Here is a 20,671-nt window from a genome sequence, read left to right on the forward strand (position 1 = left end):
CCACGACTCCAGCCCGGCCGGCCCCGTCAACGGCTGACCCGTACGCCAGGCCAGCACCACGAGGTCTAAGCGGACGGAGCCGGCTGGCCAGGGTCCTCGGCATCAGCCGGCACGGCCGACTCCTCGTCGTCGGGCATGTCGATGACCTCGACGCAGGTGGCATCGAACTCGGTCCACTTGAGCTTGATCTCGCCTCGGCGGGTCAGCGCTGACCAGGCCATGAACCGGTAGGCGGTGGCGACCCGGGACATCAACTCCCGCGCGGAGCAACCGAAGTCCTGGACCTCGAACCGAGCTGCGTCGCGCTGGTCGGCGACCACGTCGTACGTGGTCTCGTCCTCCATCACCGCACGCAACTCGAACCGGCTGGTGGCCATCAAGCACTCACCCCGAAGACGGGCTGACCGACAACCGGCAGCGACAGTTCCGAGGACAACCAGTTGCCCTGCTCGCCGCCGAACGCGGGCATGAGCGCCCTGACCGTGAAGGTAGCGGTGGCCTGCGCGGAGCCCACCTTCGGCTGAAGGATGATCTCCAACTCGCCGCCGTCCGCGTCCCGTAAGGCCTTCGCGAGGCCGCCGGCGATGTTGATCTGAAGACCCGAGATCTCGAACATCCAGGTGGCGGTGTCGACGTCCTGGAGGGTGCCAGTCGGGTCGAGCGTGCGCATTGTCTGCACCGGCTGATCCGGCACCAACCGGGCAGTCGTCAGTTGGTTGGCGTACTCCACTTCGTCGATCTCGACGGAGGCGTTCCGGTAGATGTGGGCACCCGCAGCAGCCGGCATGTCACTCACTCCTCATGGTGATCTGTACGGCCAGCTGGTCGCCGGCCTCGGTGGTCACGGCCACCGGCAGGAACTGGTCGACGAAGCCCACGGGCAGTAGCGCGTCGACGAGCGGCTCTACGTGGCTGTCGAGCCACTCGCTGGCTGTGACCTCGTCCTGAGGCAGGACCAGGAACACTCGCCAGGTCGCGGTGAACGACATTCCGCCGGCGCGGTCGAGCGGTCCGAGCAGCGGCCACGCGTCACCGGGCCGGAGGATCTTCGGTTTACTCGCGTACCCGGTCACCTCGTCCACCGTGGTCAGCGCGGTTGCGATGGCAGTGCGGTCCCCAACGAGGCTCATCCGATCGGCATCCTTCGGTGCGGTGCCTCCAGGCGGCGGACCTCAGGGTCCCGGCCCGGCAGCACGGTCGTCCCGGCCTCGGCGTCACCGCGCAGCACCGCCAGGGGCAGGCTGCGCAGCGCCAGGTTGCGGGCCACCCGGCGCAGCAGCGCCTCCCGCAGATCCGGCGGGTACACCGCGCGCACCCGGCACACACCACGCTGCGCGGCCAGCTCGGCGTCGAGCGCGTTTTGGACCTCGTCCTCGGTGGCGCTGGTCTCGCCGAGGTACTCGACGACGGCCGGCACGTCGGGCATCTCCGCCCCGGTGGTGACCGCCAAGACCTGCGCGACGAAGTCGACGACGTCCTCGTCGACGACGGTGGCCCGGGCGACGTAGCGGCCGGGAGCCAGCACGAGGTACGTCGCCTGCCACCGCCCGGCGGCCGTCTGCGCAGCCAGGACCGGGACTGGCTCACCGGTGGGAGGGGTGACCACCACAGTCGGGACGGTGTCGGCATCGACGTCCAGCCGCCAGTATCCGCCGACCGGCAGCAACACTGACGTCGACGACACCGCCCGCATGATGGTCACCCCCTTTCCCCTCCGCCCGGATTACTGCTTGTCGCGCGCCGGCGCCTGTTGCTTGGCCGGCGTCTTCGCGTGCTCGGCGGCCGACACCGCCCGCGGCTTCTCGCCCGGCTTCCCGGTGCCGAGCTGCGGCGTGCCGGTGAACGGGCTGGTCGTCTTGCCGGTGGCGAGCAGCTCCTGCCGCTGCCCCTCGGACAGCCCGAACGACGGCTCGACCGGGCGGTTGGTCAGCCGACCCGCCGCCCGCAGCCGACGCTCAACGTTCTCCGGCACCGTGGCACCGTCGGCCAGGGCGTCGACGAGCGCGGCGACGTAGGCCGGCTCACCGCCTTCGCTCGTCTTGGGTTCCCGGGCCTCGGCCAGCTGCTCGCGCAGCTGCTCGACCTCCGCCTCCAGCTCGGCGACCCGGCCGGCGTCCGCCGACTGCTCCGGCTGCGAGACCGGGATGGTCTCCGTCTTGGCGGTCGCCGGGGTGCTCTGCGCCCCCGCCGACCGCGATCCTGCCTGCGCCATCTGCGCCTCCTGCTCGATTCGGTCAGTCCGGTTCGGCTCACGCCACCGGGTCGTAGGTGATCTCACGGACACCGGCCAGGTCGGAGATCGCGGTGGCGCCGTAGCCCCAGATCGCGATGTCGATGTGGGCGACCTGGTACTCGAAGTCGAGCCGGTTTGGCGCGGACGCCCAGCCGTGCACGCTCTCCGAGTCGAACAGGTACGAGGAGGCGACGACCGCCCCGGACGCCGCGAGCGCCCACGCGGGCAGCGCGGCGATGCCGTTGATGTCCAGCGCCGACCAGCGGGCCCGCGAGGTGCCGGACGCGTTTGCAGGGCCGAGCGCCGGGAACAGCGGGCGACCGGTGGTGTCCTCGGCGGCCGCGAGCGCCTTGTAGAGGTCGACCTGCGTGAACAGGTTGTCCATCGAGAACCCGCCGCGGACGAACTGAAGCAACACCATGGCCGCGGTCAGCTCGTCGGCGAGGACGTCGTCCTTCACCCCGGCGGTCAACGCGATGGCCGTCGGCGTGGCGGCGTCGAGAACAGCAACGGCGCGGGCCTCCAGGGCCTCGTACCAGCCACGCTCCATCTGCCGCCAGATCAGGCCGGACACCTGCGGGTTACCGCCCTGGTCCCACACCTCACGGGTGATCTCGGCCTTGCCCGACACGGCGGTCGGGGTGACGGTCTGCGTGGTGATCGTCAGCGTTCCGGGGGTCGGCTCGACGCCCTCGGTGTGGTTGTTGACCAGGCCCGACGCGGTGTTGAACTTGGGGAACACGAAGGGGGTGACGTCAGTAAGGGTGCCCTTGTTGATGGCCTCCCAGACCGGGTACCGGTACTGACGCTGATCGACGTACATGTCCGGCCGCTGCCGGGTCGGGTTGAGGCCGGCGGTGTCCGCCCGGTCGGTGTCGAACGACGCGACGTTGCTGACGTCGAACCGCTCCTGCACGACGGAGAGCGCCCGGTCGTAGGCGGCCTGGTCCTTCCCCTTCAGCCCGAGGATCAGGTCCGAGCTGAAGTCATGAGAGCCGCGCATGATGTTGCCGCGGCTGTCGAACCGGTACGGGGCCGGCTCGGTGACCGAGGCGGTCAGCGACACGGCGCGGGTCGGGTCGACGGTCTGCCGCTGCTCCGGAGCCGGCGCGGCGGGCGCCGCCGGGGCCCCGGGCGTGAGCAGCGCGGCCAGGCCGGCCAGCCCATCCGGGCGACTGAGCAGGACGGCCAGCTGGTCACTGGACAGTGTCAGGCCGCCCGGGGCTGGCGCCACCGGCGTGGCCGGTGCGGCGTTCATCTCGACGGCGGTCGGCTGGGTGGCCGGCGCGGTGGTGGGAGCGGTGCACGACGCCACGCCCTCCGCGTGGACCTGCCCGCAGGTGGCACATGGCATTGATCGATCTCCGTTCCCTCGCGACGCCGCCACCTTCGTGACCCTCGCGTCGTCAAATGCAGGCATGGGCGTCGACGACGTCTCGCGCCAACTGGCACGCAGGACGTCGTAAACCTTGTCTTTCTCGTTCCACTCGACGTCGCCAACGTTGGGGTCGAGGCTGAAGTCGACGCCGATGGACAGGCCGTCGTACAGGCCGTGCTCCGCGTCGTAGAGCAGCTGGTCGCGTTCGAGCTTCGCCGGGGAGCCCTCCGGGCCGTCGAGAACCTTCAGCTTGACGACCGGGCCCCGCTTCGTCTCCTGCACCGACTCGTGCACACCGACCGGGACGTAGTGGTCTTTCAAGTGCTTGATCCGGGAAACGTCGCTGTACTGAAGGCACCCAGGTCGGAACCGGAACGCCAGGCCGTACTTGCGGGCGATCTTGTTGTAGGGCACAGCCAGGCCGGTGATGGTGCGCTTCCCCGCATCGACCCTGGCCGGCTCGCTGTCGCCAGCGAAGTCGAAGATGGAGAACGTCATGCCCGCGCCCTGGTCGTCAGCGAAGGTCATCGGGGCGCCATGAGCGGCCACAGCACCGGCCGTCTCCTTCGGTGCGGGCTTGGCCGAGGTGGGTAGCGGAGGCTGCCGCTCGTCGTGGCGTACCTCGTCGGCCGTCTTGGTACCGGTGCGGATGCGGATCTCGTCGACCTCGGCGCGGGTCTTCGGGTCGGCGCGCAGGTAGTCGTTCAGCTGGAAGCGCACGAGGTGCCCCTTCTTGGTGACGTCGCCCATCGACAGCCGATCGGTGATCGCACTCATGTACGGCGAAAGCACCTCATTGATCCGGTCCTGCCTCCGGTCCGTCGCGTTCTGGTACGTCCGCGACGTGGTGCTGATCCCGAGGTCTTCCGGGTCCAGGCCGAGAGCGTTCGCGATGTCCAGCGCCGCCCGCTTCTGCTGCTCCACGATCTGGAGATCTGCGGGGGTGGGCACGTCAACGGTGTTGTACTTCAACGCGGCCGGCACATAGCCCGTGGCGCGTTCCTTCCGGGCTGCGATCCACTTCCGCAGGATGCCCTCGACCTCGTCGTCACCGACAGGATCGGCGCCCTCGGTCGGGGTGAAGTAGTCCAGCGGCCGGGGGTCGTCGGCATATAGCTCTGCGGCCCGGTCGAGCAGGATGGCCCGGCGAATCGCCCGTCCGGCTGTCTTGAGCAGGCCCGGGTTCGGACTGTCAAAGCGGATGATCTTCGACGCAGGAACCTTCTCGCCGGCGACGTACACCACCGCGCCACGCGGTTCCTCCCCCGACGGCAACGGCGCCGGCGGCGGCCGGTTCCCTGGCGGGTTCAGCGACACACTGTTGACGTCCAGGTGCCGTGCGGCGGTCGGGAAGCCCTGGTCGTCGGAGGCGGTGATGAGCCACCAGGAGATGGCCTCGAAGAGCAAGTCCTCAACGGTCTGCGAGAGGGTCACGACGTTGGGCACATCGGGGTCGATCTGCTCCAGCAGCAGCAGTTCCTCGACCCGCCAGTCTCGTGCGTACTGCACAAGCGGCAACGTCGAGATTGAGCAGATCAGGTTCCGCCCCCGCAGGACCGCCGGCACCGACAGTGCCGCCTCACGGTCGACCTTCGGAACGGCGCCGCGGCCCATCATCTTGACGATGACCCGGTCGAGCGGCTCCGGGTCGGTCTCGGCGGCGAACTGGCTGTACCCGGGCGGCAGGGAGGGCAGCCTGAACAGCTCCCTCACCTGCGCCCACAACCCCATGACCGGCAGAATACTCGACAGTCAAGAGGTTCAACACTCAACCGTTGAGGTGCTTAACTACTTCGTGACGACCACCACGCGCGGCTTACCCACCGGTGCCGGCAGCGTCCGCGCGAGATGCACCGCGCCGGCCGCCGCGTACACCGCGTTGACGTGGCCCTCGCCCTTGCGGCTGAACACCTTCGTGTTGCCTCGCGCCAGCCACTCCGCCCCGGCGACCTGAGCGTTCAGCAGCGGGTCGTTCGTGTGCAGGATCTGGAGCGCGTCGACCAGGTCCGCGAAGCCCATGCACACCGCGCCGGTCCCGGCAGTGCGGATCTCCTCGACCTTGACGCCACGGGGCGGCCACTCGGCGCGGCCAGGGGTCGGGTTGCCCTTCTTCGCCGGGTCCGCCAGGTCGGCCGCGAGCGCGGCGGCCGGTCCGTCCGGTAGCCAGCCGAAGGCCTGCGGCCGGGTCCGCGCCAACAGCTTCGGCAGCTCCCGCCGGACCTTCACTGTGCAGCCTTGCCCCTCCCAGGACTGGACGAAGTCGATGGTTACCCGTCCGTCGGGCAGCACAGCTGCGGCCCACAGCACCGCGTGCCGCAGGTCCGGCGCGACGTCCAGGACCATCGCGACCCGCGACCGCACCTCGTCGAGGCCGGTGCCCGTGCCGCAGTCCCGCCAAGGCTTGGGGTCGATCGCCGGGTTGAGGTTCCTGACCCGGATGCACATGACCTCGGTCTTGAACTCGGTCAGCGCCTCCCCGCCGGCCTTGACCGCGCGCCGCGCATCCGCCAGCAGATCGCGGGACTTCTGCCCGCGCCGGTTCATGTTGGGGTTGGCCTGCGCCAGGGCGTACACGTCTTCCGGATCGGCGTCCTTCGCCGACGAATACTCGGCGAGGAACAGGTCGGTGTCCGGGTCGTCGACCGCCACCTCGGTGCCGTCGGGCAGCTCGGTCACCGCGGCGTCGCGTAGGTCGTTGAGCACGATGCTGCGGTCCGAGCCGGCGTTCGAGAGCAGCCAGGCTTGCGCGTTGTCGACGGCGCCCATCGTGCGGACGAGAGCACCCCATGCCGAGTAGTCGTAGTGGTGGCGCAGCTCGTCGATGATCAGGCGTTCGATGCTGAGGCTCCGGCCGCCCTCCTCGTTCGACGCGTCGATGCCGTAGTGCGAGTCCCACGGCCTGCCGTCTGCGGTCTGCTCGGGGGTCCACATCTCCACTTCGCCGTTGGCCTCCCGGTACCAACGGCGGTCGAGCAGCTCCTCCAGCCCCGAGGACGACACCAGCTTCCGCGACTTCAACCACAGCTTCTTTGCCATGTTGACCTTGGTCGACGTCGCGAGGGCCTGCCCGACCTTCTCGACGAACAGCCAGTACGGCACCAGCCCGACGGGGATCTCTGACTTGCCGTTCTGCCGGGACGCCAGGATCAGCCGGTACCGGAACCGCTGCGAGCCGTCGGGCAGCAGCTCACCACCGTGGATGACGCACCAGCGTTGCCACGGGTCGTACGGATGGTTGAGGACCTCGTCGGCGAACCGGACCTGGTCGAAACCGACGGTGGTGTCCTCAGTGAACGCGCACCCGCACCCACACGGCCCCGGCGGCCCCTTGACCAGCGGTGGCGTGAAGAGCCTAGGAACCGTGCTTCCGAGTACGACGCTCGGTGAACTCGTCGAGCTTGCGAGCAACTGGACTGACACTCTGGCCACCTCCCCCCTTCACGCCGCGGCCCGCAGCCGTCATGCCCAACGACGTCAGCACCGCGAGCAGCTTCGGGCCAAGATCCGACATCACCGAGTGTGCCGCCAGGGCCTCCTCGACCTTCGTCATCGCCCGCTCGACCGCCGGGTTGTCGACCATCTCGTCGTCCAGGGCGTTACGCAGCGTCCGCAGGTGCTCGGCGTACGTGGCCTTCGGCACCGCCTCGTCGATCAGCGCCGCGTACCGCCGAGCCAACGCCCGAGCCCCGCCATCCTGCTTCGACACATCCGCGTCCCGTAGCGCCGCCGCAACAGCCCGCAACATCGGCCCCTGAGCCACCATCGCGAAAACCTCTCAATCAATCGGGGAGAGAGAACGGACACGTACCTCGGGGTGTCCAGGCCTCCCCCATAGGGGAAAAATCGGACATCATGACTCGTCCTCGAAGCCGAGGTCGCGGAGTTCGTTGCATCGGTCGCACGAGTCGGGCGCGTACTCGTGCACCTCCAGCTCGAACGTGTCGCGGTCCCAGTGCTGGACGATGCCCGGCTCCGGCCCACCAGTCACCTCGCCTGTGCTCATGTCGACCACGTACATCTGCGGCTCGATCACCATCGGGTCACGCTCCTGCCTGGTGGGTCGGGTGCTTGGGTGGGGTCTCCGATGTGGAGGTTGCAGGGGGCGCACGCTGCCACGATGTGGGTGGGGTCGTCGCCTGTGACGGTGCGGCCGAGGGTGTGGTGGGCGTGGCCTGCGTCCGGGCCGGCCAGCAGTGCCAGGCCTGTGCAGGTGTGGTCGCCGGGTACGTGGTCGCACCATCCGTCGGTGTGGGCGCGGCAGCGGTAGAGGTCGCGGGCGAGCACCAGGGCGCGGGTGTTGCGCCACGCCCTGGTGCTGCCCTTCGCCCACGTCTTGCTCATCGCTGAGTCAGCCCTGCTCCGGGACCTCGGTGATGGTGACGCCGGGGGTGTCGTCCCGGTCGGTCAGCGCGCCCTCGATCCACTCCCGCAGCACGTCGACGCGCTCTTCCCGGCCGTAGTAGTCGCCGTGCCACTCGACGACGACCAGCAGCCGCGTCACCTCGGCCTGCGCGCTAGGCGACATGGGGCCGAGGTGCGGTTGGTCGCCTCGGCCGATCTTCTCGGCGAGGGCCTGGAGCAGTTCGGCGTAGCTGGTCGGTAGGGGCTGGCAGGTGGTGAGCCAATCGCGGAGCAGTGGGGGGTCGGCGGCGAGCATGGCGATCTGGCGGGCGATGTCGCGGTTGGTGTCGGCCTTCGCGGTGTGGAGGTCAGCTGCGGTGCGGTCGCGCTCGTAGGCGAGGCGGCTGATCAGCTCACCTACTCCGGCGACCGGGTCGCCGAAGCCTGCGGCGTTGAGTGCAGCCCAGGCGGCGGTGATCTCGGCGCGAGTGTCGTCCAGTTCGCGGTTGAGTCGCCGGCACTGGGCGTTGGCTTCATCCCGCTCGGTCCGGGTGCGAGTGAGGTGTTCCCGGAGCCGAGCCGACTCCTCGACAAGGTGAGTCTTGAATCGGATAGCGTCGGCGTTCGCCTGGTCGCGTTCGGCCTCCAGCTCGCGGATCGCCTGGTCTTTGCTGCGGTCGTCGGCGGCCTGGCCGTCGTCGTTTCGGTGCTGCTCGGGGGTGTGGCCGCAGCCGGGGGCGGTGGTGATCCGCTCAGCCATGGTGGGCACCCGGCGGGGTGTGGCGCGGTCCTCGTCGTCGGTGTCACGGAGTGCGCCGAGGAGTTCCTGAACGTCGCGGTCGTTGGGCATGGCGATCCTTCCGGGTCAGCTGGCGGTGTCGAGGACGAGCGGCCACTTCACCGCGGCGAGGGCTTTGCGCTGGCTGGCGGGCATGACGGTGTCGGGGTGGCCGAGGTGGTCGAGGCCTGCGGCCCGTAGCCAGAGGGCGTCTACCTGGTTGTCGTCGGTGAGCTCGCGGCCGAGCCGCTTGTAGAGGGCGACGGCCATCGCTGGCTTGCCGCAGTTGCCGTTGCCGGTGGCGTACTTCTTGAGGCTGGCCGGTGCGGCGAGGGCGTAGGGCACCTGGTGGTGGCGGAGCCAGGCGCGGACCACGCCTTGGACCATGCCGGTGATGCCGGCGGACTTGGCGTTGGTGGGCAGGTCCTCGATGACGACCAGGTCGATGGCGCGGCCTTCGATTGCGCGAGCGATCTCGGATTCAATCTCGAACAGGCGGGCGTCGCCGTCCTTCTTCGGCTTGATGGTGTAGGTGGTTCCGTCGCACCAGGCGATTCCGGTGGCGGTCATGGAGAGGTCGAGTCCGACTACGCGTGGAATGGTGGCGCTCATTTGGTTCCCATCATGTCGTCGAGGGTGAGTTGGGTGGGGCCGTTGCATTTGTGTTCGGCGTGGGTGGTGCCGCGTAGCAGTCCGGCGGTGATGCGTTCTGGTGTGCGGACGACGAGGTGTCGGTTGTTGGTGTGGGTGTAGGTCCATTGGCCGTTGAGGAGTGCGGCGATTTCGGCCTGGCGGTCGGGCAGCGGGGTGGCGTCGACGCGGGCGGCGAGGCCTTCGTCGAGGGCCGTGAGGAGCGGCGCGTGGCAGCGTTCGCATCGGGTGGGGGTGGTGGCGGTGGACTTGAAGGTGTCGGGCATCGGTGCCGCCTCGTTTGAAGATCATCCGGGTTTCCGGGTTTCCCGGGTTTTCTGCGGCCATCTCGGGTTGGCCGCTCCACGATTTCGTTACGCTCTGTAGCTGCTTGGTTTTTCGCGGGCGCGCGGGGGACCCAGAGAAACCCGGAAAACCCGGAAACCCGGATGATCATGGTCATGGGGTGTCCGTTCTGCCCTGACCCACATGGATTTGCCACTGCTGGACCTTGTGGACGTCGACCCCGGCTCGCCGGACCGCCAGACCGCCGGCCCACCGGCCCTCCCGGTTGCGCAGCCACCATCCGAGGCTCTTGCTGATCCCGGCCGGCCCCTTCGGGTGCTTGGCAGCCTTGGCCGCGAGCTCGTCGGGCAGCGCCTCCAGGGGCACTTTGCCGGGGGTGATGAGGATGCCGGTGTCGACGTCGGCGAGCAGTTCCTTGGCGGTCCATTCGCGGCCCTGGTACGCCTTGTGCGCGGCTTCGAGGAACACCGACCATTCGTCGTCATCGGTGCCGACATCAACCTGAGTGGAGGCGTGGTCGAATTGGCCGCCGATTCCGGCGTTGCCGAGAATGCCTTCGACGGTGCGGACCCAGAGCGCGTAACTGTCACTGGCCCGCTCGACCGGCAACGGTCTCCCGGCCGCCACCCACGCGCGAACGAGCGTGAGTAGCGCGTGGAGGAGATCGCCGCGCCGCTGCGTTACCCAGCCTTCAAGATTGCCAATGGCGAAACCGGTGCGCAATTCCGGATTCGGCTGTCCGGGGTCGATGACGGTGCGGATGGTGCGGCGCGGGAGGTCGCCGCCGATGCTGATGTTGTTGCCGGTGACGGTCCACAGGCGGTCGTTGGTCGACCGGGTCCAGGAGGTGGAGCCCAACGGCCGGTCGTCCCACAGTGACGTGGTGAGCAGGCCGGCAAGGGTGCTGCTCTTCAGCGCGCCGGAGACGTTGTCGAGGATGACCACGGGCCCGGTGGTGATGGACAGGATGGCGGTGATCTGCTTGCGCAGCTCGGCGTCGTCCTCGGGCAGCTCGGCCCTGAATACACCGCCGTGGATGAGTCGGGCGAGCTGGGCGAGGAGGGTCTTCCCGGATCCGGGCTGGTGAGCCTCGATGGCGTGCAGCTTGTACGGCGGCGGGGTCAACGACCGCAGCAGCGGGGTGAGCAGGGCGCCGAGGTAGTTGGCCCGGTAGTGCTCGGACACGAACGGGAACCCGTCGATCATCTCCATGAGCAGCTTGACCGCGTCGGCAACGTCGCTACTGGTGGGCTGCTCCGGCACCCGGGGCACGATCAGGCCGGGCTCCGGGAGGTGGAGTAGTCCGGTGGCCGGGTCGTATCCAGGTTCCTCGAGGAGGCTGCCGTCGGGGCGGACGATCGGGGTGTGGACGACACCGCGCAGCGTGCGGAGGTTCGGCAGCATGTCGGGCACGTCGAGAGGGATCCGGGCGGCCGTCCTGGGGAACGTGGCCTGGACCGGCTCCCAGTCCTCCCCCTTCTTGACCATCCGGTAGCAGCCGTAGGTGTAGGTGATGCGGCTGGCGAGGGTGGAGTCAGTGACGGGGCGAATCTGGGCGGGGCCGTCGTCGTTGGCGGCGTCGTCGGTCAGCGGCACGTACCCGTCCTCGCCGACACGGGGGGTGTGCACGACGGCGTCGACGCGGCGGAACATGCCGGACAGCCGGCCGCGGCCGAGTTCCTCCCGTAGCCAGTCGGCGGCGACGGCCGGGTTGGTCACTTCCTGCTCGGGTGCCCAGATGCGCAGCGGCGGCGTGTTGGGCGGTGCCGCGGCCGGTGGCTGGGTCGGGGTGGCCGGCGCCGCGATGCCCACCGAGGCGTCCGGGTCGTGGCCGAGAATGCCGCGGATCAGCTCGGCTTGGTCGTGGCCCGGCTCCGGCAGCGGCGAGCCGTAGCCCTGGTTGCCGAGCGCCTTGGCCGCCTGCTTGTGGTCGCCACCGAAGTGCAGCGCCGCGTACGCGCCGAACTTGGAGTACGACTCGTCGCCTTCGAGGGGGCTGGCCGAGGTGGTGAAGACGTGGAGCTTGTCCGTGCCGAGGGCGTTGGTTGACGCGCTGATGCCGGTGGGTTTCCCGGGGCGGGTCCAGTAGGTGACGTCGTCGTCGGATCGGTAGTGCTCCCGCCAGCCGGCTGGCGTCAAGATCTGCGACCACTCGGCGCGGACGTTGAAGTCTTCGCCGGGGGCGACCTGGCCGGCGGCCCGGGTGCCGGTCGGCGCGGCGATCAGCGACGTACCGACGGCCGGGGCGGGCTCGGGCGGGGCGATACGAGCCATGACGGTGTCGAGTGCGGCCTGGAGCTGGGCGACGGTGTACCGGTGCGGGCTCGCGCCGACGATGCGGCATGGCCGGGCCAGGCTTTCCTTGCGGTTGACGGTGCCGGGGATGCGCAGGACGCGGGCGAGGTCACCGACGCCGCGGCCGTACCACCATCCGTGTGACGCGGCGGCGTGCTCGATCACGGCCTGCCACCGCTTGGCGAGGTCCTTCGCCTGGTCGAGGTTGGTGCCGTCGAGGTGCCACGGTTGGTCGAGGAGCCAGATCGGGTAGAGGCCGCCGCCGGAGTGGACCCAGATGGTGGGTTCGGGCAGGCCGGTGGCGGCGATGACGGCGCGGCCGGCGGCCTCGTCGGGCGGCAGTTCCCGGGTTGTGTGGCTGTGCTCGGTGGCGCAGTCCGGTGGGCAGATGTGGACGTGCGCGGTGGTGCAGTCGGGCTTGCACCACAGGTTGTGGCCGGGGCCAGCGAGGTCGAGGTCAGCCCAGAGGGCGGGGAGCGCGGCGGAGTCTGCGGCGCCACCACGGCCGCCGATGGTGCGGTCGGTGGCGAGGCTCGTGATCCGCAGGTAGATGCCCTCGCGGCCTTCCGCGTCGAGGTGCTGCACGTAGCGGGTGGCGGCGTCGAGGTCGCCGAAGATGCGGCCGGCCCAGTCGCCGGTGGAGCAGATGTGCACGTGACCGGGCGAGTCCCCGTGGAGGATGCCGAGCCAGCGGCGTACGGCGGTGAGGTCGAGGGTGACGTCCACGCCGTGGCCTGCCGTGACGGTCATCGATGCTCCGATCTTGGTGGGCCGGCCCCCACCCCGACAGGCGGGGCGGGGGCCGGTGTTGAGCGGGTTGGGCAGGTGGAACGGTCAGGCCGGGGTGCCGCGAAGAACGGGCACGGGCACCTGGGCGTCGATCTCGCTGATCACGCCTTCGAAGGCCGTGGCGATCACGTCGGTGAGCTGGTCGAGGATCACGCCGATACGGAGCCGGCCCTCGCCGTCGATGCGGTACCGCAGTCGGGCGGTGACGGTGTCCGCGACGGTGGCGCCTTCGTAGACCGCGATGGCCAGCTGGAGGTAGTCGGGGATCAGGAGGTCGCCGCGCTGGCCGCCGGCGGCGTCGATCTGCTCGACGTAGGCGAGCTGCCGCTGACCCGACTTCAACATGGTGCTGCTCTTGAACGACACCTTGGTGGTGGCCTGGAAGGTTTGGGCCAGTTCCAGGAGGTCCGCGGCTGTGGGGTCGTGCACGTCGGCGCGGTGATCTTCGATGAACTCGGCGAACTGGGTTTGCGTCAGCAGGTTGCCGCTGATGCCCTGCCACGCCTTGAAGGCGTCGCTGTGGCGCAGGGTGAGGGTGACCCGGTGCTGTTGCCACTCCGGTTGCCCGCCGTGCGCGGTGTGGGCGTCGAGGATGGCGGTGATGGTGTTGCGGTCCCGGTCGGCGTACACCTCGGCGGTCGGGCTGGCGTGCTTGTCGTAGTAGGCCAGGAACGACGCGGCGTCGCGGACGTTGACGGTGCCCTTCTTGCGGCGGGGCTGGTCGCGGTGCTGGTCGCCGGTGAGGTCGATGTGCTCGACGCCGTGCGGGGTGTTGACGATCCAGTAGGTGCCGAGGGCCAGGGCCTGCGGCATGGCGGCGGTGCGGGCGTTGTCGATGATGGCCTGGGCTTCGGTGGACATCAGGCGCTGGCCCTTCCGGGGGTGTCGAGCCCGCGCAGCGGCAGGCTGGGCTGGTTGGGGTCGTTGCGGGTGAGGTTGCCGGTGGCGTCGGGGAAGAACACCGACGACGGGGCTGCGTCGTCGCCTTCCGGTGCCTTGCAGGTGGTCTTCCCGGTGACGATGAGGGTGCTGGTGTTGCCGGCCTTGATGGGCGCGACCGTGACCTGGAGGGTGAGGGTGCCCTTCTTGCCGGTGGAGGTGACCGCCTCGACCAGGTCGGCGAGCTGCTCGGAGAGCCGGTTGTGGGTCTTACCGCCGCCAATTTCCTGGAGCACGGCGCCGAACGGGCGGATGGTGCGTCCGTCGGCGGGGGTTGCGTCTGTCACGTGCGTTGTTCCTTCCTGCGTGCCCACGCCGCCGGGTGACGGCGTGGGCTCCTCTACTGGGCGGGTGGGGTGGGTCAGAACGGGACGGGCTGGTTGGCCGGCTGCGCCATGGCGGCGGCGATGGCCCGCTGCTGCATCTCGGGCAGGGCGGCCCACTTGACCGGGTCCATGCCGGGCGGGCAGGGGATGCCGACGGCGGCGGGCTGGGTGATGCCGAGGGACTGCGCCGCCGACGGAGCAGGGGCCGCCGGTGCCGCCGGCTGGGCGGCGGTCGGGGCCTGGCCGCCGAGGAGACTGCCGGGGTCGACGGTCGGGGCGCCGTACTCGGCGGCGAAGGTGTACGGGTCGCCGACCGCGCCGGTGCCGCCGATGCGGCGCACGGCGAGCCGGCCGCCGATCTCCAGGCCCTTCGCGCCGATCTTCTGGATGGCCTCGCGGACCGGCGTCATCATGCGCGGCGAGATGTGCAGTCGCCGCTTGCCGTCGTCGTCGGCGTTGGCCGGGTCCCGCTGGTCGGTCTGGAGGGTGACGATGATCTGCATCTTCGGGTCACCCGACGGCCAGAAGTCCAGCTCGTCGGAGTTGTACTTCTTCATCTGCTCGACCTTGGGTGTCTCGGTGATCGAGCCGACGACGGTGTAGCCGACCGGGTTGTCCTTCCAGTTGATCGACTTGATGCCGCCGCCCATGAGCAGAGCGTTCGCTGCGTCCATTGCTGGTGTTCTCCTTTGAGTGAGGTGGGCTACGCGATCAGGCCGCGAAGCTGCGTGTTGATCTTTTGGTCGGTGTCACCCGGGCAGCCGGTCGCGTCGGCCGGACCGCCGACGCGGCGGAACGGGCACCAGTCGCAGGCCTTGCCGGGGGTGGCGGGTACGGCGGGCCACCGGTCGGGGTTGGCGGCCAGGTCGAGGCCGTATGGGCCGATCAGGTCGTGGGTCGCGTAGTAGCGATCCACCGCCCAGTCGGCGATTTCGGGCCGGTACTCTTCGGTCCACTCGGCGCTGTCGGAGTAGTCGTGCGACCGGGCCAGAAACACCAGGCGCACGTAGCGGACGTCGCGGCCGGCGCGTTCGTGCCCGCGGCCGTAGAGGTGGGCTTGCACCCTGTACTCGGGCTTGACCAGCTGCTCGTTGGGCACGGTCTTCCGCTTGACCTGGCGTAGCGCGGTGACGCCGGTGTACTTCCAGTCGACGACGGTCGCGTAGTCGGTGTCGAACGCGTCGCCGTGGCCGGTGATCGGGTCCACCCCGGGCAACCCCGGGTCGACCGTCAACGTCTCCTCGACCACCCACCGGTCGCGGCCGAGCTGCCGGTTGTGGTGGTGCAGCGCCTCCTCCATGAGCGTGTGCATGGCGGTGCCCTGCATCGGCGCCCACGGTGGCCGCTTGTCCTCCGGCTGGCGCACGATCCCGACGAGCTTCATCGCGATCTGCCGCTGGCATGGGGTGCCCAGCTCGGACGGTCCGAGGCGGGTTTGCTTGCTGCGGGCCCGGGAGGCGTCGAGGGTGGCGAGGACCTCGCGCATCTCTTCGACGGTCGACGGCGGCGGCCCGGCCGGCACGGTGACCCGTGGTGCTGGCTCGGCCGCCGGTGTCGGGGTGATGCGGAGGTCGGCGATGAGCGCGGCTAGCTCGGCGTCGGACACGGCGGCTGTCACGCTGCACCGTCCGTGTCGATCGGGATCTGGCAGTCGTAGGTGACGTCACGCGCGTCATCGATTGCCTGAGCCAGGGTCCCGAGCGAGCTCAGGTTGCGGCGGTGTTCCCGTGTCTGGATCCAGATCGCTTCGAGCGCCATGTCGTTGAACTCGGCGCGCAGTGCCGCCACGAGCGCGACGTAAGAGGGCCGATGCTTCGCCGTCATGCGAGCACCCCGTTCAGGGACGGAACGATGACGGCGCGCTCGGCGGCCCGGGTGACGGCGGTGTAGAGCCACCGGCGACCGTTGACGTGCCCTTCGATCGACGCGACGGCCGACCCGAGGTCGCCTTTCATGGCCTCGCGGTACGCGGCGCCGTAGAAGACGGACGCCTCGTCGACGACCAGGACGCGCGGCCACTGCGACCCCTGGGACTTGTGGGTGGTGATGGCGTGGGCGTAGGTGGCGGCGACGACGGTGCCGCGGCCGTCCCGCTTGGCCTGCTTCTCCCCCTCCAGATCGGTGAACCCGGACGCCCACGCGGTGAGGGTCCGCTCGTTGCCTTCGTCATCGCGGACAACCAGCTGGTACCGGTCGGTGCGGGTGTCCTGGTGGGCGTCGAGGACCTCGAACTGTTGGCCGTTGAACACCTCCGCCTCACCAGAGTTGGCCAGCACGATGATCCGGTCGCCGGCCTGCGGGCCACCGATCAGGCCGCGCAGTGCCCGGAGCAGGTGCACGGCCTGCCAGCGGGTGGCGTTGCGGCCGACCAGGATCTGGTCGAAGTCGAGCAGTTGCGGGATCGTCAGCCGGTCGACGCGGCCGGAGTCACCGTCGCGCCCCGGCACCCCGTAGGTGCGTTGCCCCGGGGCGCTGTTGCGGATGGCGGTGGCCATCCGGGTGACCGGGCTGTCGAGGGCCGACCGGTGAATCTCGGTGAGCAGGTGGTCGGCCGGGGCGTTGATGAAGTAACCGCCACCGTCCACGGGCGGGAGCTGCGCGGGGTCGCCGAGGCACAGGATCCGGGTGTTGTAGGAGAGCAGGTCTTTGGCCATGCGTTCGCCGACCATCGACACTTCGTCGAGGACGAGGAGGTCGGCGTACTCCAGGTCGCTGTCTTCGCGGAGGATCCAGTCCGGGGAGTCGACCTTCGACTGCTCGCGGCGGATCTCGGCGAGCAGCTCCTCACGCTCGGCGGGGTCGTCGCTCTCACGCATCTGCTTCCTGAGCTTCTGCAGGTGCTCGCGGACCTTTTCCACAGGCTGGTAGATCAGGCTGTGGACGGTGCGGGCGTCCTCGCAGCCCTTGCCGCGCAGCACGTACGCGGCCTTGCCGGTGAACGCGGCGTAGAGCACGTCACGGACGCCGAGCTGGTCGACGATGTGTCGGGCGAGGGTGGTCTTGCCGGTGCCGGCGTACCCGAACAGGCGGAACACCTGCTGGTCGCCGGACCGGTACCAGTCGGTGATCTTCTCGATGGCTTCGGTCTGCTGCGGGGCGAACTCGAGTTCACCGGACCGGGTCGGCACCGGGTCCACCGCGGGGGTGGTCTCGGTGCCGACCAGGTCGGCGAGCCTCACGTCGAGGTCGGTCATGCCGGGCCTTCCGGGGCGGGGTGGGTGGGGAGCAGGCCGGCGCGGATGGCGATGGCCACGGCGTGCGGCGCGTTGCGGGCTCCGATTCGCTGGTACAGGACGTGGAGCCGGTGTTCGACGGTGCTGCGGGTGATGCCACGGAGGCGGCCGATGGCGGCGTGGGTGTGCCCGTCGGCGATCTGCGTGAGGAGCGCGAGCTGCTCGGCGGTGAGCGCTGGGCGGGTCGTCGTGGGCGCGTTCACCGGTCGGCACCGGTCAGGTCGGGGCAGCCGGCGGCGGTGAAGATCTCCGCGACGACGGCCGCCGGGTCGCCGAGGTCGCCGCGCATCTCGGCGAGGACCTGGTCCCGGTCGGCGGGTTGCTCCGTCGGGGGCTGGCCGTGCGCGAGGACGACCTTGGTGTCCATGCGGCCGGTCAGCTCTTGCTCGGGCGCGGGGAGGTGCCGGTCGGGGTCGGCCCAGTGGTGCGGGGCGAGGCCGACGCGGACGGAGGAGTGCAGCGGGTTGTACGCCGGCGTGACCGGGTTAGTGATCTGCTTGCGGCCGTTGGTGACCGGGCCGCCCTTGTCCCAGCGGTGCCGGCCACCCTGACGGGGCTGCCCGGTGGTGGCGGTACCGGTGGCGGTCCAGGCGCCGGCTCGACCAGGGTTGTTGAGGTCGGTGGTCACTGGATCACCGCCGGGCCGTCGATGCGGTCGCCGATGAATACCCGGTCCCAGAGGCCGTTGGGCTGCACCTCGTACTGCCCGGCCGGGATCTCGGCGGTGGCGCTGGCCATGGCGGTGTGCATGAGCGCGAACATCGGGCACTCGCCAGTGCAGCTGTCCGGGTGGCGCAGCTTCCACACTGCCGGCTCGGTGACGACCAGGACGTGCTGGGTAACCGGCCCGCCGGTCTGGTTGGCGTACTCGGTGAGCCCGCGGCGCGCGGAGCGGAGGTCGGCGGCCGTGCCGTCAGCGCGCCGGTTGGTGGCGGTGAGCTGGGCGCGGACCTTGGTCAGTTCGTCGAGCAGGTCGTCGCACCGCCGGTTGGCCTGGTTGAGGCGGATGACGGCGAACGCGGCCACGCCGGCCAGGGCCATCCGGCCAAGGATGTTGGCGTTGAGGTCGGCCGCGAGCTGGGCGCCGTAGACGGGCTCGCCGACCGCCGCGAGCCGGCGGGTGGTTTCCGGGTCGGCGGCGAGCTGGTCGACGTCGGCCAAGGCTTCGGTCGCGGCCTGCTCCAGGCGCCGGATGTCGTCGGGGCTGAGGTTCACCGGTTGTCCTTCCGGTCGAAGTCGGCGGGGCTGGCGGCGTTGCAGATGTCGCGGAGGGTGCGGTAGCCCCAGCGCGGCCAGGGCTTGTCCGTGGCGGGTGTGAGCCCGGCGGCAGCGTTCTCGGTCAGCTGGCGGTTCGCCGCGATGACTTCGTCGAGGGCCTCGGCGAGCAGCTTGTTTTCGGCTGTCTTGTCGGCCAGCTCTTCGCGGTAGTGGCGGATCCGGTCGGCCTGGTGGTGCAGCCGGACTGCCCGGGACTTGAGCGTCCGGTCGCAGATGACGAGCACCCAGGTGAGTGCGGTGCACAGGAGTAGCAGCACGGAGATGGCGGTGAGGAGGAGGGCGATCACCGGACCTCCCCGCGGACGGTGCGGCGGACCGGCGGGGCGGACTCGACGAGCCCGAGGATCTCGGCGACGTCGGCCAGGTCCCGGTCGAGGAGGAACTTGCGGGCCTTGGCCTGCCGCTCCTCGCGGTAGGCCTTGTCCTGCTCGGCGGCGGAGAGGTGGACGGCGGAGGTGTTGCCCTGAATCTGGCTCACTCGACACCGACCCGGGTCTTGGTGGGGTGGAGACTCATGCGGCACCCCGCTCCTGGTCGGCGGCGGTGCGGTGCTGCGCGAGCAGTGCCCGGAGGTCGAACGCGGGCATGATGATCACCGGCTTGCGGCGGAGCTGCCGGCGCATGGCCCGGCAGTCGCACCGCTCCTTGACGAGGACGGCACCGCAGCACGCCTTCGTCTTGACGGTGATGCCGCGGCCGGTGACCGCCCACCCGTCGCGGCCGGCGGGCAGGCCGGTGGTGGGCTGCTCGTCGAGGTCGCCGCGGTCGTAGCGCAGCCCGGTCGGGTCGTCAGTGGTGCGGGGGCCGGTCGGGTACGGCACCGGGAACGGATCGGCGGGGGTCGGTCGCGGCTGCGTCATCGGGTCGCACCACCCTCGGCGAGCTGCGCCTGGAGCAGGGCGTTCTCGGCCCGCAGCCGCTCCAGCTCCGACTGCTCCGGCGGCATGTACGTACCGATGTGGGCGTGGAGTTTGGCGAAGTTCCGATCGGCCTTGTAGACCGAGTCACCAGCGGGGAACGTGTGGGAGAAGGCCGAGACGCCAAAGGCCACCGCGGCCGCGTCAGTCAGCGCGCTGGCGGAGCGGTCAGTGTTGCCCGGGTACGCGCCGGTGATATCCAGCGTCGCCTTGACTGGCGCGGTGGTGCCGGCGAGGGTGGCGAGCAGGTCGGCGGCCTGGCGCAGGTCGTCGGCGAGGGTCAGCCAGTAGTCCGGCTCCGGCGCGGGGCCGACGCCCGCCCCCTCGATCCGGGCACGCTCGATGACGTCCCCGTCCGTGTCCTCAACCGCAACGGTGCCGGCGGTCAGGTTGATGTCGATCTCCCCGACGGTGATGTCGATGGCGTCGAACGCCTCCTGGATGCGGTCGGCGATCTCGGAGGTCTTGGCCGGGGCGGGGATCTTCAGCGGGTCGACGCCGGCCAGCGGGTCGAAGGTGACGAGGAAGCTCTGCGGTACGGTCTGGTCTTGCATCGGGACTCCTAGCTGGTAGGTGGGTGTCCGGGTGGGAAGCCCCTGAGCCGTTCGCGGCGGCCGGGGGCTTCGTTCGTTCAGGCCGCCGGGCGGCGGCGTCGACCGACCCGCGCGGCCGTCGCGGCGAGGTCTTCCTCGCGCTGGCTCTGCGCCTTGCCGACGACCGTGGAGCCCTGGAGCAGGCTCAGCACCTGCTCGTCGGTCAGGAAGCGCTGCTTGCCGATCTTGATGTGCGTGAAGCCCTTCGCGCGGGCCTTGCGCCGCAGGCCGATCAGCGACAGCCGGTACTTCGTGGCGACCTCTTCGAGCAGGTGCAGTTGGGGCAGGGCCGGGGGTGCCTGGGTGGTCATCGCGTCCTCTCTTCCGCGCTGACGGTGTGGTTCTCGATGTAGGCGTTGAGGCTGCGGAGCGGGATCCGGACGGGGCCGTTGCGGCCGTCGCCTTTGATCGCGTGGAGGGCGCCCGACGTGATGTAGCGGCCGACGCTCCAGCGGGAGACCCGCAGGACGCTCGCGACCTCGTCGACGGTCAGGTAGCGATCCGTCTCCAGCTCCGTCACCAGCAACCACCTTGTATCGAGTCGTAGCGTGTCCGTGCGTTAAGAGACGCTAGACGACGAACGGAGACGATGCAAGACGCTACAACGGCGGATTCGGCGAAGTGCGTTGACCAGC

Annotated in this window: 29 protein-coding genes; all 29 read right to left on the reverse strand. The window is 70.0% G+C overall.

Annotated elements, in window-relative coordinates; genetic code table 11:
• Positions 1-65 precede the first annotated feature (65 nt).
• The gene (locus tag AB0C25_RS15575; RefSeq protein WP_357373560.1) at positions 66-377 is read right to left on the reverse strand and encodes a hypothetical protein; all 312 of its coding nucleotides are present in this window, start codon (positions 375-377) and stop codon (positions 66-68) included.
• The gene (locus AB0C25_RS15580; protein ID WP_357373562.1) at positions 377-787 is read right to left on the reverse strand and encodes a hypothetical protein; all 411 of its coding nucleotides are present in this window, start codon (positions 785-787) and stop codon (positions 377-379) included. Before AB0C25_RS15580 ends, AB0C25_RS15575 begins: the two co-directional genes overlap by 1 nt.
• 1 nt (position 788) lies before the next feature.
• Positions 789-1,130 carry a hypothetical protein gene (locus tag AB0C25_RS15585; RefSeq protein WP_357373564.1) on the reverse strand — a complete coding sequence of 114 codons (342 nt, stop codon included), beginning with the start codon at positions 1,128-1,130 and terminating at the stop codon, positions 789-791.
• A complete protein-coding gene (locus AB0C25_RS15590; RefSeq protein WP_357373566.1) occupies positions 1,127-1,684 on the reverse strand; it encodes a hypothetical protein in 558 nt (185 codons plus the stop codon). The genes AB0C25_RS15585 and AB0C25_RS15590 overlap by 4 nt, the downstream gene beginning before the upstream one ends.
• Positions 1,685-1,723: 39 nt before the next feature.
• Positions 1,724-2,212 (reverse strand): hypothetical protein, encoded by a 489-nt coding sequence (locus tag AB0C25_RS15595; protein ID WP_357373568.1) that lies wholly within the window; start codon positions 2,210-2,212, stop codon positions 1,724-1,726.
• Between the two features lie 37 nt (positions 2,213-2,249).
• Positions 2,250-5,342: a phage portal protein gene (locus AB0C25_RS15600; protein WP_357373569.1), complete on the reverse strand. Its 3,093-nt coding sequence runs from the start codon at positions 5,340-5,342 to the stop codon at positions 2,250-2,252.
• Positions 5,343-5,399: 57 nt separating this feature from the next.
• Entirely contained in the window at positions 5,400-7,031 is a 1,632-nt protein-coding gene (locus AB0C25_RS15605) for a terminase (RefSeq protein WP_357373571.1), read from the reverse strand.
• The gene (locus AB0C25_RS15610; protein ID WP_357373573.1) at positions 6,964-7,374 is read right to left on the reverse strand and encodes a hypothetical protein; all 411 of its coding nucleotides are present in this window, start codon (positions 7,372-7,374) and stop codon (positions 6,964-6,966) included. Before AB0C25_RS15610 ends, AB0C25_RS15605 begins: the two co-directional genes overlap by 68 nt.
• A gap of 87 nt (positions 7,375-7,461) precedes the next feature.
• A complete protein-coding gene (locus AB0C25_RS15615; protein WP_357373575.1) occupies positions 7,462-7,647 on the reverse strand; it encodes a hypothetical protein in 186 nt (61 codons plus the stop codon).
• Positions 7,641-7,952 carry a hypothetical protein gene (locus tag AB0C25_RS15620; protein WP_357373577.1) on the reverse strand — a complete coding sequence of 104 codons (312 nt, stop codon included), beginning with the start codon at positions 7,950-7,952 and terminating at the stop codon, positions 7,641-7,643. Before AB0C25_RS15620 ends, AB0C25_RS15615 begins: the two co-directional genes overlap by 7 nt.
• Before the next feature lie 7 nt (positions 7,953-7,959).
• Positions 7,960-8,802, reverse strand: a complete 843-nt coding sequence (locus AB0C25_RS15625) for a hypothetical protein (RefSeq protein WP_357373579.1) — start codon at positions 8,800-8,802, stop codon at positions 7,960-7,962.
• 15 nt (positions 8,803-8,817) lie between these two features.
• Positions 8,818-9,342 carry a hypothetical protein gene (locus AB0C25_RS15630; RefSeq protein WP_357373581.1) on the reverse strand — a complete coding sequence of 175 codons (525 nt, stop codon included), beginning with the start codon at positions 9,340-9,342 and terminating at the stop codon, positions 8,818-8,820.
• Complete coding sequence (locus AB0C25_RS15635; protein WP_357373583.1) at positions 9,339-9,647, reverse strand: hypothetical protein; 309 nt, start codon at positions 9,645-9,647, stop codon at positions 9,339-9,341. Before AB0C25_RS15635 ends, AB0C25_RS15630 begins: the two co-directional genes overlap by 4 nt.
• Before the next feature lie 172 nt (positions 9,648-9,819).
• Entirely contained in the window at positions 9,820-12,711 is a 2,892-nt protein-coding gene (locus tag AB0C25_RS15640; protein ID WP_357373585.1) for a hypothetical protein, read from the reverse strand.
• A gap of 84 nt (positions 12,712-12,795) precedes the next feature.
• On the reverse strand, positions 12,796-13,611 hold the full coding sequence (locus AB0C25_RS15645; RefSeq protein WP_357373587.1) for a DUF2303 family protein: 816 nt from the start codon (positions 13,609-13,611) through the stop codon (positions 12,796-12,798).
• Positions 13,611-13,976, reverse strand: a complete 366-nt coding sequence (locus AB0C25_RS15650; RefSeq protein ID WP_357373589.1) for a hypothetical protein — start codon at positions 13,974-13,976, stop codon at positions 13,611-13,613. The genes AB0C25_RS15645 and AB0C25_RS15650 overlap by 1 nt, the downstream gene beginning before the upstream one ends.
• Before the next feature lie 74 nt (positions 13,977-14,050).
• The gene (locus AB0C25_RS15655) at positions 14,051-14,689 is read right to left on the reverse strand and encodes a hypothetical protein (RefSeq protein WP_357373591.1); all 639 of its coding nucleotides are present in this window, start codon (positions 14,687-14,689) and stop codon (positions 14,051-14,053) included.
• A 29-nt stretch (positions 14,690-14,718) separates the two neighbouring features.
• Positions 14,719-15,633 carry a hypothetical protein gene (locus tag AB0C25_RS15660; RefSeq protein WP_357373593.1) on the reverse strand — a complete coding sequence of 305 codons (915 nt, stop codon included), beginning with the start codon at positions 15,631-15,633 and terminating at the stop codon, positions 14,719-14,721.
• Positions 15,630-15,839 (reverse strand): hypothetical protein, encoded by a 210-nt coding sequence (locus AB0C25_RS15665; protein WP_357373595.1) that lies wholly within the window; start codon positions 15,837-15,839, stop codon positions 15,630-15,632. Before AB0C25_RS15665 ends, AB0C25_RS15660 begins: the two co-directional genes overlap by 4 nt.
• Entirely contained in the window at positions 15,836-17,209 is a 1,374-nt protein-coding gene (locus AB0C25_RS15670) for an AAA family ATPase (RefSeq protein WP_357373597.1), read from the reverse strand. Before AB0C25_RS15670 ends, AB0C25_RS15665 begins: the two co-directional genes overlap by 4 nt.
• Entirely contained in the window at positions 17,206-17,451 is a 246-nt protein-coding gene (locus AB0C25_RS15675; RefSeq protein ID WP_357373599.1) for a LuxR C-terminal-related transcriptional regulator, read from the reverse strand. Before AB0C25_RS15675 ends, AB0C25_RS15670 begins: the two co-directional genes overlap by 4 nt.
• The gene (locus AB0C25_RS15680) at positions 17,448-17,876 is read right to left on the reverse strand and encodes a hypothetical protein (RefSeq protein WP_357373601.1); all 429 of its coding nucleotides are present in this window, start codon (positions 17,874-17,876) and stop codon (positions 17,448-17,450) included. Before AB0C25_RS15680 ends, AB0C25_RS15675 begins: the two co-directional genes overlap by 4 nt.
• The gene (locus AB0C25_RS15685; RefSeq protein WP_357373603.1) at positions 17,873-18,463 is read right to left on the reverse strand and encodes a hypothetical protein; all 591 of its coding nucleotides are present in this window, start codon (positions 18,461-18,463) and stop codon (positions 17,873-17,875) included. Before AB0C25_RS15685 ends, AB0C25_RS15680 begins: the two co-directional genes overlap by 4 nt.
• On the reverse strand, positions 18,460-18,813 hold the full coding sequence (locus AB0C25_RS15690) for a hypothetical protein (protein ID WP_357373605.1): 354 nt from the start codon (positions 18,811-18,813) through the stop codon (positions 18,460-18,462). Before AB0C25_RS15690 ends, AB0C25_RS15685 begins: the two co-directional genes overlap by 4 nt.
• Positions 18,810-19,004 carry a hypothetical protein gene (locus AB0C25_RS15695; protein WP_357373607.1) on the reverse strand — a complete coding sequence of 65 codons (195 nt, stop codon included), beginning with the start codon at positions 19,002-19,004 and terminating at the stop codon, positions 18,810-18,812. The genes AB0C25_RS15690 and AB0C25_RS15695 overlap by 4 nt, the downstream gene beginning before the upstream one ends.
• Before the next feature lie 34 nt (positions 19,005-19,038).
• Positions 19,039-19,386: a hypothetical protein gene (locus tag AB0C25_RS15700; RefSeq protein WP_357373609.1), complete on the reverse strand. Its 348-nt coding sequence runs from the start codon at positions 19,384-19,386 to the stop codon at positions 19,039-19,041.
• Positions 19,383-19,997, reverse strand: coding sequence for a hypothetical protein (locus tag AB0C25_RS15705; protein WP_357373611.1), 615 nt, complete (start codon positions 19,995-19,997; stop codon positions 19,383-19,385). The genes AB0C25_RS15700 and AB0C25_RS15705 overlap by 4 nt, the downstream gene beginning before the upstream one ends.
• 77 nt (positions 19,998-20,074) lie before the next feature.
• Positions 20,075-20,347 carry a hypothetical protein gene (locus AB0C25_RS15710; protein WP_357373613.1) on the reverse strand — a complete coding sequence of 91 codons (273 nt, stop codon included), beginning with the start codon at positions 20,345-20,347 and terminating at the stop codon, positions 20,075-20,077.
• Positions 20,344-20,556, reverse strand: coding sequence for a helix-turn-helix domain-containing protein (locus tag AB0C25_RS15715; RefSeq protein ID WP_357373615.1), 213 nt, complete (start codon positions 20,554-20,556; stop codon positions 20,344-20,346). The genes AB0C25_RS15710 and AB0C25_RS15715 overlap by 4 nt, the downstream gene beginning before the upstream one ends.
• Between the last annotated feature and the right edge of the window lie 115 nt (positions 20,557-20,671).

The sequence above is a fragment of the Micromonospora sp. NPDC048839 genome (genome assembly GCF_040649915.1).
Lineage (GTDB): Bacteria > Actinomycetota > Actinomycetes > Mycobacteriales > Micromonosporaceae > Micromonospora.

Excerpts from the sequence above, each read along its gene's own strand:
- AB0C25_RS15575 (WP_357373560.1), bottom strand. The coding sequence starts at position 377 with ATGGCCACCAGCCGGTTCGAGTTGCGTGCGGTGATGGAGGACGAGACC.
- AB0C25_RS15580 (WP_357373562.1), bottom strand. The coding sequence starts at position 787 with ATGCCGGCTGCTGCGGGTGCCCACATCTACCGGAACGCCTCCGTCGAG.
- AB0C25_RS15585 (WP_357373564.1), bottom strand. The coding sequence starts at position 1,130 with ATGAGCCTCGTTGGGGACCGCACTGCCATCGCAACCGCGCTGACCACG.
- AB0C25_RS15595 (WP_357373568.1), bottom strand. The coding sequence starts at position 2,212 with ATGGCGCAGGCAGGATCGCGGTCGGCGGGGGCGCAGAGCACCCCGGCG.
- AB0C25_RS15600 (WP_357373569.1), bottom strand. The coding sequence starts at position 5,342 with ATGGGGTTGTGGGCGCAGGTGAGGGAGCTGTTCAGGCTGCCCTCCCTG.
- AB0C25_RS15610 (WP_357373573.1), bottom strand. The coding sequence starts at position 7,374 with ATGGTGGCTCAGGGGCCGATGTTGCGGGCTGTTGCGGCGGCGCTACGG.
- AB0C25_RS15615 (WP_357373575.1), bottom strand. The coding sequence starts at position 7,647 with ATGGTGATCGAGCCGCAGATGTACGTGGTCGACATGAGCACAGGCGAG.
- AB0C25_RS15620 (WP_357373577.1), bottom strand. The coding sequence starts at position 7,952 with ATGAGCAAGACGTGGGCGAAGGGCAGCACCAGGGCGTGGCGCAACACC.
- AB0C25_RS15625 (WP_357373579.1), bottom strand. The coding sequence starts at position 8,802 with ATGCCCAACGACCGCGACGTTCAGGAACTCCTCGGCGCACTCCGTGAC.
- AB0C25_RS15630 (WP_357373581.1), bottom strand. The coding sequence starts at position 9,342 with ATGAGCGCCACCATTCCACGCGTAGTCGGACTCGACCTCTCCATGACC.
- AB0C25_RS15635 (WP_357373583.1), bottom strand. The coding sequence starts at position 9,647 with ATGCCCGACACCTTCAAGTCCACCGCCACCACCCCCACCCGATGCGAA.
- AB0C25_RS15640 (WP_357373585.1), bottom strand. The coding sequence starts at position 12,711 with ATGACCGTCACGGCAGGCCACGGCGTGGACGTCACCCTCGACCTCACC.
- AB0C25_RS15645 (WP_357373587.1), bottom strand. The coding sequence starts at position 13,611 with ATGTCCACCGAAGCCCAGGCCATCATCGACAACGCCCGCACCGCCGCC.
- AB0C25_RS15655 (WP_357373591.1), bottom strand. The coding sequence starts at position 14,689 with ATGGACGCAGCGAACGCTCTGCTCATGGGCGGCGGCATCAAGTCGATC.
- AB0C25_RS15665 (WP_357373595.1), bottom strand. The coding sequence starts at position 15,839 with ATGACGGCGAAGCATCGGCCCTCTTACGTCGCGCTCGTGGCGGCACTG.
- AB0C25_RS15670 (WP_357373597.1), bottom strand. The coding sequence starts at position 17,209 with ATGACCGACCTCGACGTGAGGCTCGCCGACCTGGTCGGCACCGAGACC.
- AB0C25_RS15700 (WP_357373609.1), bottom strand. The coding sequence starts at position 19,386 with ATGACGCAGCCGCGACCGACCCCCGCCGATCCGTTCCCGGTGCCGTAC.
- AB0C25_RS15705 (WP_357373611.1), bottom strand. The coding sequence starts at position 19,997 with ATGCAAGACCAGACCGTACCGCAGAGCTTCCTCGTCACCTTCGACCCG.
- AB0C25_RS15710 (WP_357373613.1), bottom strand. The coding sequence starts at position 20,347 with ATGACCACCCAGGCACCCCCGGCCCTGCCCCAACTGCACCTGCTCGAA.